The 13386-nt window shown below is 56.4% G+C and carries 11 protein-coding genes; 5 read left to right on the top strand and 6 right to left on the bottom strand.

All coding sequences use genetic code 11. The annotated features are described in order from the left end of the window. The first annotated feature begins 135 nt into the window (after positions 1 to 135). On the top strand, positions 136 to 1305 hold the full coding sequence (locus tag Pla52nx_RS08970) for an endo-1,4-beta-xylanase (RefSeq protein ID WP_146521226.1): 1170 nt from the start codon (positions 136 to 138) through the stop codon (positions 1303 to 1305). A gap of 305 nt (positions 1306 to 1610) precedes the next feature. Here Pla52nx_RS08970 and Pla52nx_RS08965 read toward each other — a convergent pair whose 3' ends face one another. Further along, a complete protein-coding gene (locus Pla52nx_RS08965) occupies positions 1611 to 2723 on the bottom strand; it encodes a Gfo/Idh/MocA family protein (protein WP_146521227.1) in 1113 nt (370 codons plus the stop codon). A 248-nt stretch (positions 2724 to 2971) separates the two neighbouring features. On the opposite strand from Pla52nx_RS08965, the gene Pla52nx_RS08960 reads away from it, so the two are divergent. Both Pla52nx_RS08960 and Pla52nx_RS08955 read left to right on the top strand, forming a co-directional pair. Further along, positions 2972 to 4579: an L-serine ammonia-lyase, iron-sulfur-dependent, subunit alpha gene (locus Pla52nx_RS08960; protein WP_146521228.1), complete on the top strand. Its 1608-nt coding sequence runs from the start codon at positions 2972 to 2974 to the stop codon at positions 4577 to 4579. Positions 4580 to 4750: 171 nt separating this feature from the next. Further along, positions 4751 to 5716 carry a putative 2-dehydropantoate 2-reductase gene (locus Pla52nx_RS08955; RefSeq protein WP_146521229.1) on the top strand — a complete coding sequence of 322 codons (966 nt, stop codon included), beginning with the start codon at positions 4751 to 4753 and terminating at the stop codon, positions 5714 to 5716. Here the strand turns inward: Pla52nx_RS08955 and Pla52nx_RS08950 are convergent. From Pla52nx_RS08950 to Pla52nx_RS08940, 4 genes are all read right to left on the bottom strand, one after another. Continuing rightward, the gene (locus tag Pla52nx_RS08950) at positions 5688 to 6239 is read right to left on the bottom strand and encodes a 3-hydroxyacyl-ACP dehydratase FabZ family protein (RefSeq protein ID WP_146521230.1); all 552 of its coding nucleotides are present in this window, start codon (positions 6237 to 6239) and stop codon (positions 5688 to 5690) included. The two genes, Pla52nx_RS08955 and Pla52nx_RS08950, sit on opposite strands and share 29 nt — an antisense overlap. Before the next feature lie 48 nt (positions 6240 to 6287). Continuing rightward, a complete protein-coding gene (locus Pla52nx_RS32900) occupies positions 6288 to 6386 on the bottom strand; it encodes a 50S ribosomal protein bL37 (RefSeq protein WP_390620391.1) in 99 nt (32 codons plus the stop codon). Positions 6387 to 6519: 133 nt separating this feature from the next. Further along, a complete protein-coding gene (locus tag Pla52nx_RS08945) occupies positions 6520 to 7866 on the bottom strand; it encodes a hypothetical protein (RefSeq protein WP_146521231.1) in 1347 nt (448 codons plus the stop codon). Between the two features lie 171 nt (positions 7867 to 8037). Beyond that, on the bottom strand, positions 8038 to 8865 hold the full coding sequence (locus Pla52nx_RS08940) for an alpha/beta hydrolase (RefSeq protein ID WP_146521232.1): 828 nt from the start codon (positions 8863 to 8865) through the stop codon (positions 8038 to 8040). A 370-nt stretch (positions 8866 to 9235) separates the two neighbouring features. Here Pla52nx_RS08940 and Pla52nx_RS08935 point away from each other — a divergent pair, with 370 nt between their 5' ends. Together Pla52nx_RS08935 and Pla52nx_RS08930 are read left to right on the top strand one after the other, a co-directional pair. Further along, the gene (locus tag Pla52nx_RS08935; protein ID WP_146521233.1) at positions 9236 to 9985 is read left to right on the top strand and encodes a hypothetical protein; all 750 of its coding nucleotides are present in this window, start codon (positions 9236 to 9238) and stop codon (positions 9983 to 9985) included. Positions 9986 to 10090: 105 nt separating this feature from the next. After that, entirely contained in the window at positions 10091 to 10807 is a 717-nt protein-coding gene (locus tag Pla52nx_RS08930) for an Rpn family recombination-promoting nuclease/putative transposase (protein ID WP_197454758.1), read from the top strand. A 1315-nt stretch (positions 10808 to 12122) separates the two neighbouring features. On the opposite strand, the gene Pla52nx_RS08925 is transcribed toward Pla52nx_RS08930, so the two are convergent. Then, positions 12123 to 12404 carry a hypothetical protein gene (locus Pla52nx_RS08925; protein WP_197454759.1) on the bottom strand — a complete coding sequence of 94 codons (282 nt, stop codon included), beginning with the start codon at positions 12402 to 12404 and terminating at the stop codon, positions 12123 to 12125. Between the last annotated feature and the right edge of the window lie 982 nt (positions 12405 to 13386).

Genomic DNA, 13386 nt, shown 5'->3' with positions numbered 1-13386 from the left:
AATCCTGTGCAAAAGGAATTCTGGCGAATCCCACTACCAGGTGATCCTTGCGGAGAGAATCTGCACTGGCCCGGGCGACACTGGCCCGGGCGACACTGACCCGACAACATCATTGAACCACAGGACAATCATTTCATGAGATCCATGCATCCAATCTATCTTGTCGCGTCACTGTTGTTCACCGTCGGCTTGGCCCATGATTCGCTGGCGCAGGAATCGCCGGCACCGAGTGGCGCAGTGGCGGTCGGTTCTGTTGCGTTGAAAGATGCGGTCGGTGAACGTTTCAAGATCGGTGTGGGTGTCAGCGAACGCGTGCTATCCGATTCTGCGAGTGCCGATCTGATTGTCAAACATTTTCAGATTCTGACACCGGAAAACTGCATGAAACCGCAGGGGATTCATCCGGCTGAAAACCAATGGAACTTCGACGCCACCGACCGCTTCGTCGATTTCGTCAAACGAAACCAACTGGAGTTGGTCGGCCATTGTTTGGTCTGGGCCAAAGATGATCGCACCGACCAGTGGATGAAAGAGGAGGCCGGTGGCCAGCCGGTGACGCGAGAAAAGCTACTGCAGCGTATCGAGGATCACGTCGCCAAGGTCGTTCAGCGATACCACGAATCGGCGACCATGTGGGATGTCGTCAATGAAGCACTCGCGGACGGTGAGGATGGCTATCTCCGTGAATCGGTTTACTCCACAACCACGGGCATCGATTTCATCGAAACAGCGTTTCGCGCTGCTCGCAAGCACGATCCGGATGCCTTGCTGATTTACAACGACTACAACTGCCATTTCCCGGGTAAGCGAAAAAAGCTGATCCGGTTGTTGGGGGAACTGAAAGAACGCGGGGTGCCCGTCGACGCCTACGGAATGCAAGGGCACTTTGAACTCGGCGATGATTCCTTGAGCCAACTTCGCGAAACCTTTGACTCGCTCCGAGAGCTTGGCATCAAGGTGGTCGTTTCCGAATTGGACATCGATGTGGTGACGCGTGGGCGATGGTGGGCGGATGGCGGAGCGCACCGGGACGAACTGAAAACATTCGATCCCTACAAAGAAGGACTCCCCAAGGACATTGAGCAGAAAGAGACGCAGCAGTACGTCGCGTTGTTTCGGCTTTTTGATGAATACCAAGACGTCATTGCTCGCGTGTCATTCTGGAACCTCCATGACGGACAAAGCTGGCTCAATTACTTTCCTTGGGATCGAGTCAACTATCCGTTGCTGTTCGATCGCAATCTGAAACCGAAATCCGTGTTCGATGCGGTTGTCGAGGTATTGACGGAAACGTCGCCTCGTTGAGTTCACGCCAAGTTGTCCAGGCTTGGTCTGGGCTGTTCAAAATTTGGTGTTGACATTGTTTTTTCAGTCCATGTTTTTGTTCCATGCATCGCAATCAGAGTGAGCCTCAGGCGATAGCCGTGGGCCGGCACCACAATCCGCCTCAGGCCCACGGCTAGCGCCTGAGGCTCACTGGAGGCCGCCAGCTGCGCCGGGAGAGGTGACAGAAACTTGCGGAGCGTCATAGTGCCACAACCCCAAATTTTGAGCAGCCCAGTTGTGACATCCCTGGCTGGTGTCAAACGCACCGACGTGCAACCTCACTTTCAGCCGAGGGTGAATTCCGGCAGGCGGACGATCTCGCCTCCTTTGGTTGCCGATTCGTGAGCGCAGATGCCGACGCACGTCCAGTTGGCACTGGTCACGGCGTTGGGGCGGGGGTCACGATCGTCGACCAAGGCACGAACCATTTCGTTGACAAGGTGCGGGTGCGAGCCGCCGTGACCGCCGCCTTGAACGAACGACAAGTGCTCGGAGTCGTGAATCTCCGACGGCAAAGTGAAACGGCGGATTTCTTCGGGCAGGAGGTGCGCAAAGTCCGGGACTTCGATCTTCTCAGCAATCTCGTGCTCGGGCTTCTTGGCCGTGTGCAGGACGTGCGGTTCGTTTTCGATTAGCGTCCATTCAAAACTTTTCTTGGTGCCGTAGACGTCAAAGCTTTCGCGATACTGCCTGGCAACGTCGTACAAGAACCGCCAAATGTGCGCCGAGACATCGCTATTGAGCAGTTTGATGTGACAGGATTCGACGGCAAAGGAGCATCCTGATTTCTTGGCGATGTCCTCTCGCACGCGGCCGCTGCCAAAGCAACTGACGTACTCGGCCAATGCGTCCGTCAGGCCCAAGCAGGGGCTGACCACGTGCGTGGCGTAGTGCATCGGAATCATTTCTTGCCAGTAGCTCGGCCAACCGTCCATGTCTTGCGGGTGCGAGGCCGCGAGGTGTTGGATTTCGCCCAGTTCGCCCTTCTCGTACAGATCCTTGATGAACAAGAACTCGCGGCTGTAGACGACCGTTTCGGCCATCATGTATTTCAATCCGGTTTGCTGGACCTTTTCAACGATCTTGCGGCAGTCCTCGATGTTGGTGGCCATCGGGACGGTACACATCACATGTTTGCCGGCATCCAAGGCCGCCAACGACATCGAGGCATGATCGGGGATCGGGCTGTTGATGTGGACGAAATCGATGTCCGGGTCCGCCAAGACGTCTTCGTATTGAGTGTAGCGGCGATCGATCCCGAACTGGTCTCCGGCCTTGTTCAGCTCGGTTTCGTTTCGCCGGCAAATCGCAGCGACCTCCGCATCCGGGTGGGCTTGATATATGGGAATGAATTCCGAACCAAAACCCAGTCCCACCATCGCAACACGTTTAGCCATCTAACTGATTCTCCATGAAATGAAAGCGTTTTAGCCGGTCAATGCGCTACACTCAGGTGCGTCAACGGCTGGCATGATACTCGATCTTTGTGAGGATGGGGGACGGCGAGGCCGCGGTCGAGTAGGCTACCCTGGGTAGGGTCGGGCGCTGGGTAGGGTAGGGCGATTGAAAACGCCGCAACGCTTGGCGGCTCGTTCTTGGACGCTTGGTTCACGTTTTCTGTTTTGCATTGAAAGGTTCCACTCCGATGCCTGTTAGCATTTTTAACGACGTGATCGGTCCTGTCATGCGTGGCCCCAGCAGTTCACACTGCGCCGCTGCGCTTCGGATCGGTCGCCTGGCTCGCGATCTGCTGGGTGGTCCAATCGACCAAGTATTGATTCAGTTTGACAACTCGGGTTCCCTGCCCGCCACGCACACCAGCCAGGGTTCCGACATGGGGTTGTTCGGCGGCTTGATGGGTTGGGAAGCGAACGACCCCCGATTACCCGATTCGCAACGTCACTTGATCGATTCGGGCACCGAAATCGAATTCGAGTACGGTGATTTCGGCGACCCGCATCCCAACACCTATCGGTTGACTCTGCGGGGTGATTCGGGCAGGCATCAGGTGATCGCGATCTCGACCGGAGGTGGGATGATCCAAGTGCTTGAAATCGACGGTTTCGATGTCAGCGTCGATGGTTGTATCGATGGCGGTTATGACGAGACGCTTGTGTTCATCGATGGAGACCTTTCAGCGGAGGACACGGCGACGGTCGGAGAGACACTGCATGCCGATCGCGTCCAAGTCCACCGGGCCGCTGGTCATTCGCTGGTGCAGATTCAGTCGCAGGCACCGCTAGATGATGGTGCCGTCGGGCAGGCGATGAGCGGGGCAACGGTTGAATCGATCCATCGAATGTCACCGGTGCTGCCGATCCGGTCACGGCGATCGATGCGAGTTCCCTTTGAAAGCTGTTCGCAACTGATGTCACAGCCCGGCGTCGACGACAAGTCGCTTTGGCAATGGGCTGCCCGGTATGAGATGGCTCGCGGTGATCTGTCGGAGGACGAAGCGATCGACAAGATGGTCGAGATCATCCAGATCCTGCGTGCAAGTGTTCAACAGGGACTTGGCGGAACCGAATACGCCGACCGAGTTCTGGGTTATCAGTCCGGCGGTTTTGAGCAGATGCTCGATGCCGGTCGACTACTGGATGCCGGCGTGCTAAACCGAATGGTGTTGTACACCACCGCGTTGATGGAAGTAAAAAGTTCGATGGGCGTCATCGTTGCAGCTCCGACCGCTGGGGCGTGCGCGGCGCTGCCCGCAAGTTGCCTGGCGATGGGCGAGTCGTTGGGGTTGTCCGATCGCGAGATTGCGCAAGCGATGCTGGCTGCGGGCTTGATCGGTGTCTTCATTGCCACCGCGTGGAGCTTTGCCGCAGAGGTCGGCGGCTGTCAGGCCGAAGGTGGCTCGGCTGCGGCGATGGCCGCGGCGGCACTCGTCACCATGGCCGGTGGGACAACGTCTCAGGCAACCGGCGCCGCATCCATGGCGTTGCAGAACATGCTCGGTTTGATTTGCGATCCCGTCGCCAATCGCGTCGAAGTGCCTTGCTTGGGGAAAAACGTGATGGCTGCCAGCAACGCGATCTCGTGCGCCAACATGGCTTTGGCAGGATTCGATGCAGTGATCCCGCTGGATGAAACCATCGACGCGGCGCGACGTGTCTCCGAACGCATGCCAAGAGAACATCGCTGCACAGCGTTGGGCGGATTGGCAACCACACCGACATCGGAAAAGATAACCCAACGACTGAGTCAATGCGGCAGCGGATGCGGATGCGCTCCAACGGTGACCATCAAATAGCCCAATCGTTTAACGACAAGCCGCAGGCGACCTCGCCGCAGCGACCTCGCCGCAGCGACCTCGCCGCAGCGACCTCGCCGCAGCGACCTCGTTGCAGCGACCTCGTTGCAGGCGAAGATGCGTTGTCGCCTTCGGCTTGTCGTTAAACGATGATGACACACGAGTTTTATCATGAGAGACCAAAGTACAACAACGAACTCGGACACCTCCAAGCGACGCTACGCGATACTGGGCACCGGTGCCTTGGGTGGCCTGTACGGAGGGATGCTGGCCAAAGCGGGGCACGAAGTGCACTTTCTGCTGCGCAGCGATTTCGATCACGTCCGCGAGCACGGGCTGCGGGTCGATTCCATCTGGGGCGACTTTCACTTGAAAGACGTTCACGCGCACAGCGATGCCGCGACGATCCCTCCGTGTGACGTCACCATCGTTGCCATGAAGACGACGGCAAACGAGTTACTGCCCAAGCTGCTGCCGGGGCCGACGGGTGACAACGGACTGGTATTGGTGCTGCAAAATGGATTGGGGGTCGAGCAAGACGTCGGGGCGATCGTAGGCGAGGATCGTGTGCTGGGTGGATGCTGTTTTTTGTGCAGCAATAAAGTCGGCCCGGGGCACATCAAGCACATTGATTTCGGACGCATCGTCTTTGGCGCGCTACGCACGCCATCGCTTGCCGCAGAGAGTCTTTCCGCGATCCAAAGCGAGCTGGTCGATGCCGGGATCGATGCACACGCCTCGGATGATTTACGGATGGTGCGATGGCGAAAACTGATGTGGAACATTCCCTTCAATGGATTGTCCGTTGCGCTGGATGCGTCCACCAAGGAAATCGTGGAAGAGCCACATTCAGCGGCGATGGCGGAAACCATCATCCGCGAAGTGTACGAAGGTGCGAAAGCGTGCGGTGCGGCGATCGATCCGGTTTGGATCCGAAAGACGATGGACAACACGCGATCGATGGTGCCCTACGACAGCAGCATGCGTCTGGATTTCTTGGCCGGTCGACCGATGGAGTTGGAGACGATCTTTGCACGGCCGATACGCGATGCGATGTCAGCGGGCCAGCGGATGCCCTGTGTGGAGATGTTGCACCGGCAACTGAGCTTTATTCAGTCGCGTTCGCGCTCGAATTAGCGATCGCGCGTTTCTGCAGATGGTCCTTGACCGCTTGGACGGGCAACGGGATTCCGATGAGCGATCCGTCGACAACCAGTTTTTCGCCGACGACACCTTGGAAATTCGCAACAATCATGCGATTGCGTCGCGCCTTGGTCAATTGAATCATCAGCACCAAGCGATCGCCCGGGACGACGACGTCACGGAAGCGGGCACCATCGACGCCGCCAAAGCCGACCATCTCGGCACCCAGCAGGTCGTTCTTTTGTGCAAAGAAGCTAGATAGTTGCGCCACGGCCTCCAGCTGGATCACCCCGGGCATGACCGGCATTCCAGGCATGTGGCCACGACACCAGAATTCGTCGTGGGAAACTTGTTTGTACCCCGCGCAAACCAACCGCTCGGTGTCCTCATACAGGATACCGGTCAGATGTTCCATTTCATGGCGTTGCGGATTGTATTGCCGGATGGTTTCCAAATCGGCAATCGGATTGTCAAAATCCAACAACGCGAGATCGACGAAAAAATCTGCTTTGGGCACGCTTCGTTCGCTTTCGGGGCACTACCTAACGTTCGGTTTCGACAAAGCTTAAGTCTTGATCTTTCTGCGCTTTGCCTTGCGTGCTTTCGCGCTGGCGGGACGACGCCCGTGGTTCGCTTTCTTCAACTTGTGATGTGGTTTGGCCATGTCATTTATCCTTGGATGAAACGCCCACCGGCCCAGTCAGGGGACTGTTCGGTGGGCATTAGGTCGTGATTTTGAGTGGTGAAAATAGCAAACGCGAGCGTTCTGCGGTACCCACCCCCATCAACTGGGCGATTTAATACCGTCCAATGCTCCCGGATTCGGTTTGAGAGCCGCCCGTACCGTACAAAATCTCGCTGCCAGCACTGGAAACCGACTGTTCGGGCTGCGGTTGAGAGACGCTGTAGCGTCCGCTGCCGCGAATCGACGGAGGGATCCCCGCTGCAGCCTGCGAGGCGGGGGGGCGGGAGCCAGGGTTCGCGTTGGACGGCTGGAAAACTTGGTTTTGGGCCAGCGAGGCCGCTGGATTTTGGGCCGCTGCAGTGTGGGCTGCTGGTTCCTGGGCCGCGATTTCACCATCGGGCTGTCCGCTGAGAACACTTTGACGCTGACGGTGGTACCAGCCGCTGGTGGATCGCTGTCCCGACTGCCCCCGTGATGCTGTCGTGTTCGCCGGTGCGAGAGACGCGACCCCGGCTGGGATGGTTTCAAACGCGGCGGCAGCGGGTGCGATTTCCATCGCTGTATTGGATGCAGACGGCGTCGTGGTGGCTGCGGCTAGGCGAACGTTGCCGCCAGAGGGTTGCGCTGAGTCGCCAGGCGACCTGGGGGCAGGCGACCTGGGGGCAGCCGCAAATTGGGCCACCGGACCGCTGCCAGCGGCAACCCACGCCAGCCAGCTTTCTTGCAGTTGTAGTAGCGAGTCGTAACCGTAGTGCTGTTTGACGTTCTGGGTCCACGATGGATGCTGCATGTAGTCTTCGAGGAATTTGATGAACGAGCGAGGACCGTTTTGTTCGATCAAAAATCGGCACACGGAGTAACCTTGTGCGTAGAGAGGCAGGACGTCACCGGGATATTCCGTCAAGAGAAACATGCGGTTCATCGCGATGCCACGGCGTGTCTGCAGGAACTCGCGAAGTTTCATCTCGTGCTTATCGCGTTCGGCCGAATGTTCGACCGTCGTGCAAATGCCTTCGTCGGCCCAGCGAGGCAGTGGTCTGCCGAAATGGGTCGCCAAGACCGTGTGGGAGACTTCGTGTGGCAAGACGCTGTCGAGGATTCGTTCGGCGGTCCCGATGACCTTCATTTGAAAGTCGCGAACCGGCGCTCGGTTGTACGTCGTGACGCCTTGTGCGGCCAAGCGTGGCCCCTCAACAACTTCGATGGGACACGGCGTCGGCCAAGGTGCGAGCGGCTGGCCCAGCCAGTGGATGGCCAAGTCGTCGCGGTACTTTTCAGCGGCTTTCGCGACCGTTTGCGCCAATTGCGGGGTCGGCGCGGTCACCAAAAAGTTACGCGAGCGTGCGTTGGCAGCCTGACAGGGCGAGGTCAAGGCAGACGCGAACAACATGCTCACGCATAATGACGCGCACAATGACGCGCCGAACGTGATTCGGCGGGTTTGACGGGCGGCTTCCATGCCGTGGCACTCCTTTGCAGATCGGTCTTCGCGTCAATCAAAGATTCACGTTCCGTCGTGAATCCAAATGCGATTGAGTCGGAGTCTAGAGAGGGTGCAATCGTGTGGATAGGTTGATTCTCCAGGCGTCCGGACTCGCACGCTATTTCAACGATTTGGCAACCACAGCGGTTACCCGTCGATCCAGCCGTGCGTCTTCAAGAATGACAGCATTTCGTCGACCGTCAGGCGGTAATACTTGCCGTCTGACTTGTTGGCGTTGAAGAATCCGTGCGGCTGGTCTTTGTACAAGAACAACCGGCTTTCGACTCCGGCTTTGATCATGTTGTCACGGAATCGCTCGGCTGTTTCGACGGGGATCAAGCTGTCGTTGGTGCCCAAGAACACGATCGCCGGCGGGTCGTCTTTGCTGATGTTGTGAGCCGGGCTGTATTTGGGATATTCGTCGCCCACTCGCTTGTCACCCCACTGGCCGGGACCGTTGTCGTAGACGGGATTGAACAAACAAAGCAAATTCGGTTTGCGTGAAACACCGTCGATGACTTCGTCGTCCATCATCCCCAAGAAAGCTGCCAAGTGCCCGCCGGCGGAGCCTCCACCGGCTGCGATACGATCGGGGTCAATGCCCAACTGGCCTGCGTTGCCACGGATGAAACGAAACGCGTCCGAGACATCGCTGACGCAGTCCGCCGGCGGTCCCGACTTGCCCTTGAGCAATCGGTATTCGATTCGAAAACAGACGACGCCCAGCCCTGCCAGCTCCTGGCTGTGGGGAGCGAATTGCCCAGGTTTGCCGCCCGTCCATCCGCCGCCATGAATGAACGCAATCGCTGGACGGCGGTCGGTCGGTTGCCAATCGGCCGGACGCGTCCAATCGATGCGAAGCGTTCGATCGCCGACGGTCTTGTAGTTGACGGAGCCCTCGGTGATCCCTGTGGCAGCGGGCTTTGAGGCTCCGTTTCCGTCCTGGGCAAAGGCCGTCTTCTCCGCGATGCTCATGGAGACGATGCACAGAGAAATGAAAATCGCGATGCAAAAGACGGACCGTAAGGGGTTTTGGGCGATGCTGGACCAGAGGCCAGGGCGACGAGCAGGGTGATGGGTAACGGGCATGGTCGGCGTGCGGGAAATGAGTGGGATTCGTTGGCGGTCCCTGGTTTGGAACCAGAATCCGTCGATTTTAGTCGATCAGCATTGCCTCACGGGGACTCTTGCGTGGCGGCTTTCTGGCGGCACCCCGACTTTCTGGAAAACCCTTTTGCCAAACGGTGCGTAATGGGACCTGCGCGTCATTGTTGGATTTCAACCGCGATCCGACGATTTCCTGTGTTTTAGACCTTTTCCCGCGTTGCTCAAGAATCACGACTGCATGAGTTCTGCATCCGATCCTGCTCCCGTCACCATGTCTGCGGAAACCGGCTTCGTTTTGGATGAAACGGAGGCGCCACTTCGAATTTCCGGGTTCATTGGCCTGTTGATGGGCGTGCTGAGCATATTTTCCATTGTCGCAATGCCGATGCTGATCGCAGCGGTCGCAGCAATCGCTTTCGGGCTCTTTGCCTTGCGTCGCTGGGATTCTGAGTCGCGGCCTGTGGGCACCACGCCGGCTCGAATCGGAATCCTGTTGGCGGTGTTGTTCGGTTCTGCCGGCATTGCATTGCCAATGACCAAACAGGCCATGGTGGGCGCCCAAGCAGAAAAGTTTGCCAAAGAATATGTCCGCGTCATCGCCAACGGTGATTTGGAGTACGCATTGGAGTTACGCAAGCGATTTACCAATCGCTACCTTGCGTCGATGCCATTGCAGCAGTTCTATCTCGGGTCTTCGGATGCCTCTCAGGTCATGCAGGAGTTTCGCGAAGAGAGTCTGACGGGTGCGCTTCAGGACCTCGGCCCCGATGCGGAGTGGAAAGTCGTCCAAGCGACTCGCATCTTTCACCACTACGGTCGCAACATGGCGGAAGTCGTCATGGAGGCAAAGACTCCGCCGGGAGCCAATCCGATGAAAATCAGAGTGGTCATGGAATACTTTTTCCATCCCGACGACGGCGCGATCGAATGGCACATCGACAATTGTGGCTACTATCGAGAACGCATCGTCGCCGAAAGCGTCCTGTAGCGCAAGCGACATTTCCGGTACGTCATGCGGTGCATGACACCATTCGCACGACGCAAGTTTCCGGCGGGGCCCCGCCACACGCATCTTCAGCATGAAAGCCGCGGCATGAACGAGCCTGATGGCACGATGCCGCCTTACCGTGGCGTGGAGATGCAAGTATCGGTCTACGCGGGCCTGATCGAGCGACTGGTTTACTACGCCAGTAGCATGTATGTCGACCAACTGTCCGAGGGCGGAAACTACGCCCTGGCCGCGCCCTCGATTTCGATTTGCCTGCTCAGCCGCGTCCTTTTCTCCGAAACCACCCAAGCTCACCACCGTTTTCAGCTATTGGACAAACAGAGCGGCCGTTCAATTCCCAACGGGATCGAAGTCCACACGGTAGAATTGACGAAATATGCCTTGGCAGAGCAAACGATCCCTGGAGCGAGTAAGTTGAACCAATGGGTGTTCCTGTTGCTGCACGCCCAGGATTACGACGGGGAAACTCTTCGCCGATTGCTCCCCGGGATTGAGTTTGAGACAGCGATTTCCACCATAGAAACCATCTCCGCAAAAACGGAAGACAAGCAGATGTACGACCAACGCGAAAAGGCTCAAAGGGACTACGAGTGGGCCATTTCAGGTGCCCGTCAGGAAGGACGAGAGGAAGGACGTGAAGAAGGACGAGAGGAGGGCAGACTAGCTGGCCAAATCCAGCTTCTTCAGCAGCTCTTGGGCGAGGCACCCACCGGTGATGCGGAACTGCTCCCGCAAGGCATCGATGCACTTACGAAGCGAATGTCAGCCCTTCAGAAGCAACTGCGCGACAGGGAATCTTGATGAATCGGCAGGTACGATGACCGATCCAGCATCTACAGCACCGCCAATCGTGCCTCGCTCCAGAGATCCGATCGGGTTCGAGGGGAGTCCGTGGAATCTTTACAAATACTGCAATTCAAATCCGCTTTCTGCGGTTGATCCTGACGGAGAGCTATGGTGGGTTCCGATACCAGTGATCATTGTTAGTTGCATTGTTGCATGCCTTGCTTGCGCCGCGTGCCCGAAAGATAGTAACGATGCAGTATGTACGGCAGCATGTGCAATTTGTGCAGCGTGCCTTGTGATAGGAGGGATGCGATGTTTTCCGCGAGGAGGAGGAAAAGGTGGGGGAAAAGGTGGGGGAAATTCGCCGCCTACGATTAATCCGTACGAATCTCCGAAACTAGCAATTCTACATTTTCCGTCGGGTGAAGCAGTCTTTCACACTCTGAGCCGCTCGTAAAGCGTTTCAGCCCGCTGATTTGCGGTGATCTTGTACTCCGTTTATTGACCGAATTCGCAGATGCCAAAAGTAGATTCGCACGATTGCGTTGACGGCATCATTCTCCATTTCCTGATCGCTTAAATTGGCACTTCCTAAAAACCTGATATAGAAATGGGTGATGTGAATTCGAAACTCGAAGCTAAAAGTAGCGAAGGCGCATGTTTCAGTTTGCGTGACCGCCTTTTCATTTTGTATCTGGAGCTCGTTGTGCCGAGCATCCGTCTTGCACTTTGGTTGTCAATGGTGTTGCTGTTATGTGACTACTTCTTGTGGCCCGGCAAGGACATGACTCCAAAAGGATTCATCGATCGATCAATGTTACGGATCGGCGTGATTGCTTTGTTCGCTATTGTAGTACATCACTCGATGAGAGATCGCAAGAAGATCACAAGGATCCGAAGTCGGGACGAATAACCAATTGGGAGAGAAAAACGGGACGGAGAGAAAAACGGGACGGGGGTTGAATCGAGTCAGTAGCAGGTTACAAAACGTTCACTTCTTAAATCCCGAACCCTCCTGCGAGCGCGCAGACGTTGAGTGAGGGTTTCTTTCTTTGGGACGCTGCCAGCTAGATTTTGCTGGTTTAGCTGATTGCCGAGATTGCCCAGTGTGACTTGGGTAAGCAACGCGGTGTCTTGCTCTTGGTTGGTTCGATTGCAGGCGATGCAATCACTTTGAGTGACTCGAAACGGTCGCGCCTTGGCGGTTGAACATGATGTTTCGTGCCAAATTCATCGTGATGCGATTGCATAGACGATTGATGAGCCTGGTCGGTTTGTGTTTGAAAACCAATGGGTGCGGAACAACGCGATGGAATGCTTGAACTCGATGTCACGGTGGTCTCGCGGTTGCTTTGGGCCACTCTACTTCTTCGCTCACCAATTCGATCGCCTGCTCGATCAAGCTCAACCAATGATCGTCAGGCTGAATCAGTCCAGATCGCATGCCATTGATGAATGCGTTCTTGCTTGGCATCGATATCCGCTGTCCGATCACCGCAGCCAGTGCCCGTCGCCAATGGGGAACAACCTGAGTCGATGCGGCTTGCGTCTGCTGCCATGTCACCACCCAGTGCGCGACCGCCAACAGCGAGGACGAAATCAAAGGGGTCAACGAAATCAAAGGGGTCAGGCCTCTTTGATTGGTGGGTCGGGGTGGGCACGAAATCAAACTAAATCAAAGGGGTCAGGCCTCTTTGATTGGTGGGTCGGGGTGGGTACGATGAGGCTTTGCGTTCACTTCTTAAATCCCGAACCCTCCGACCAGCGCGCAGACGTTGATTGAGGGTTTCTTTCTTTGGGTGGCTGCCAGCTAGATTTTGCTGGCTTACCTGGTTGCCGAGATTGCCCAGTGTGACTTGGGTAAGCAACGCGGTCTCTTGCTCTTGGTTGGTTCGATTGCAGGAAAGAAAACGGGACGGGGGTTAAATCGAAACGGAAAAACGGGACGGAAACGGAAAAACGGGACGGGGGTTGAATCGAATCAGTAGCCGGTTACGCAACGTTCACTTCTTAATTCCCGAACCCTCCCGCGAGCGCGCGGACGTTGATTGAGGGTTTCTTTCTTTGGTTGGCTGCCAGCTAGATTTTGCTGGTTTAGCTGGTTGCCGAGATTGCCCAGTGTGACTTGGGTAAGCAACGCGGTTTCTTGTTCTTGGTTGGCTCGATTGCAGTCGATGCGATCACTCTGAGTGACTCGAAACAGTCACGCCGTGGCTGTTGAACTTGCTGTTTGGTGCCAAATTCATCGTGATGCGATCGCATAGATGATGGATGAGCCTGATCGGTTTGTGTTTGAAAACCAATGAGTGCGAAACAACGCGATTGATGATTTGAACTCGATGTCATGGTGGTCTCGCGGTTGCTTCGAGACGAGAAAACGGACGAGAAAACGGGACGGGGGTTGAATCGAGTCAGTAGCAGGTTACGAAAAGTTCACTTCTTAAATCCCGAACCTTCCTGCAAGCGTGCAGACGTTGATTGAGGGTTTTCTTCTTTGGGACGCTGCCAGCTAGATTTTGCTGGTTTAGCTGGTTGCCGAGATTGCCCAGTGTGACTTGGGTAAGCAACGCGGTTTCTTGCTCTTGGTTGGTTCG

The organism is Stieleria varia (assembly GCF_038443385.1).
Lineage (GTDB): Bacteria > Planctomycetota > Planctomycetia > Pirellulales > Pirellulaceae > Stieleria > Stieleria varia.
The sequence above is the reverse complement of the archived record's forward strand: the minus strand, read 5'-3'. Positions and strand labels throughout refer to the sequence as shown.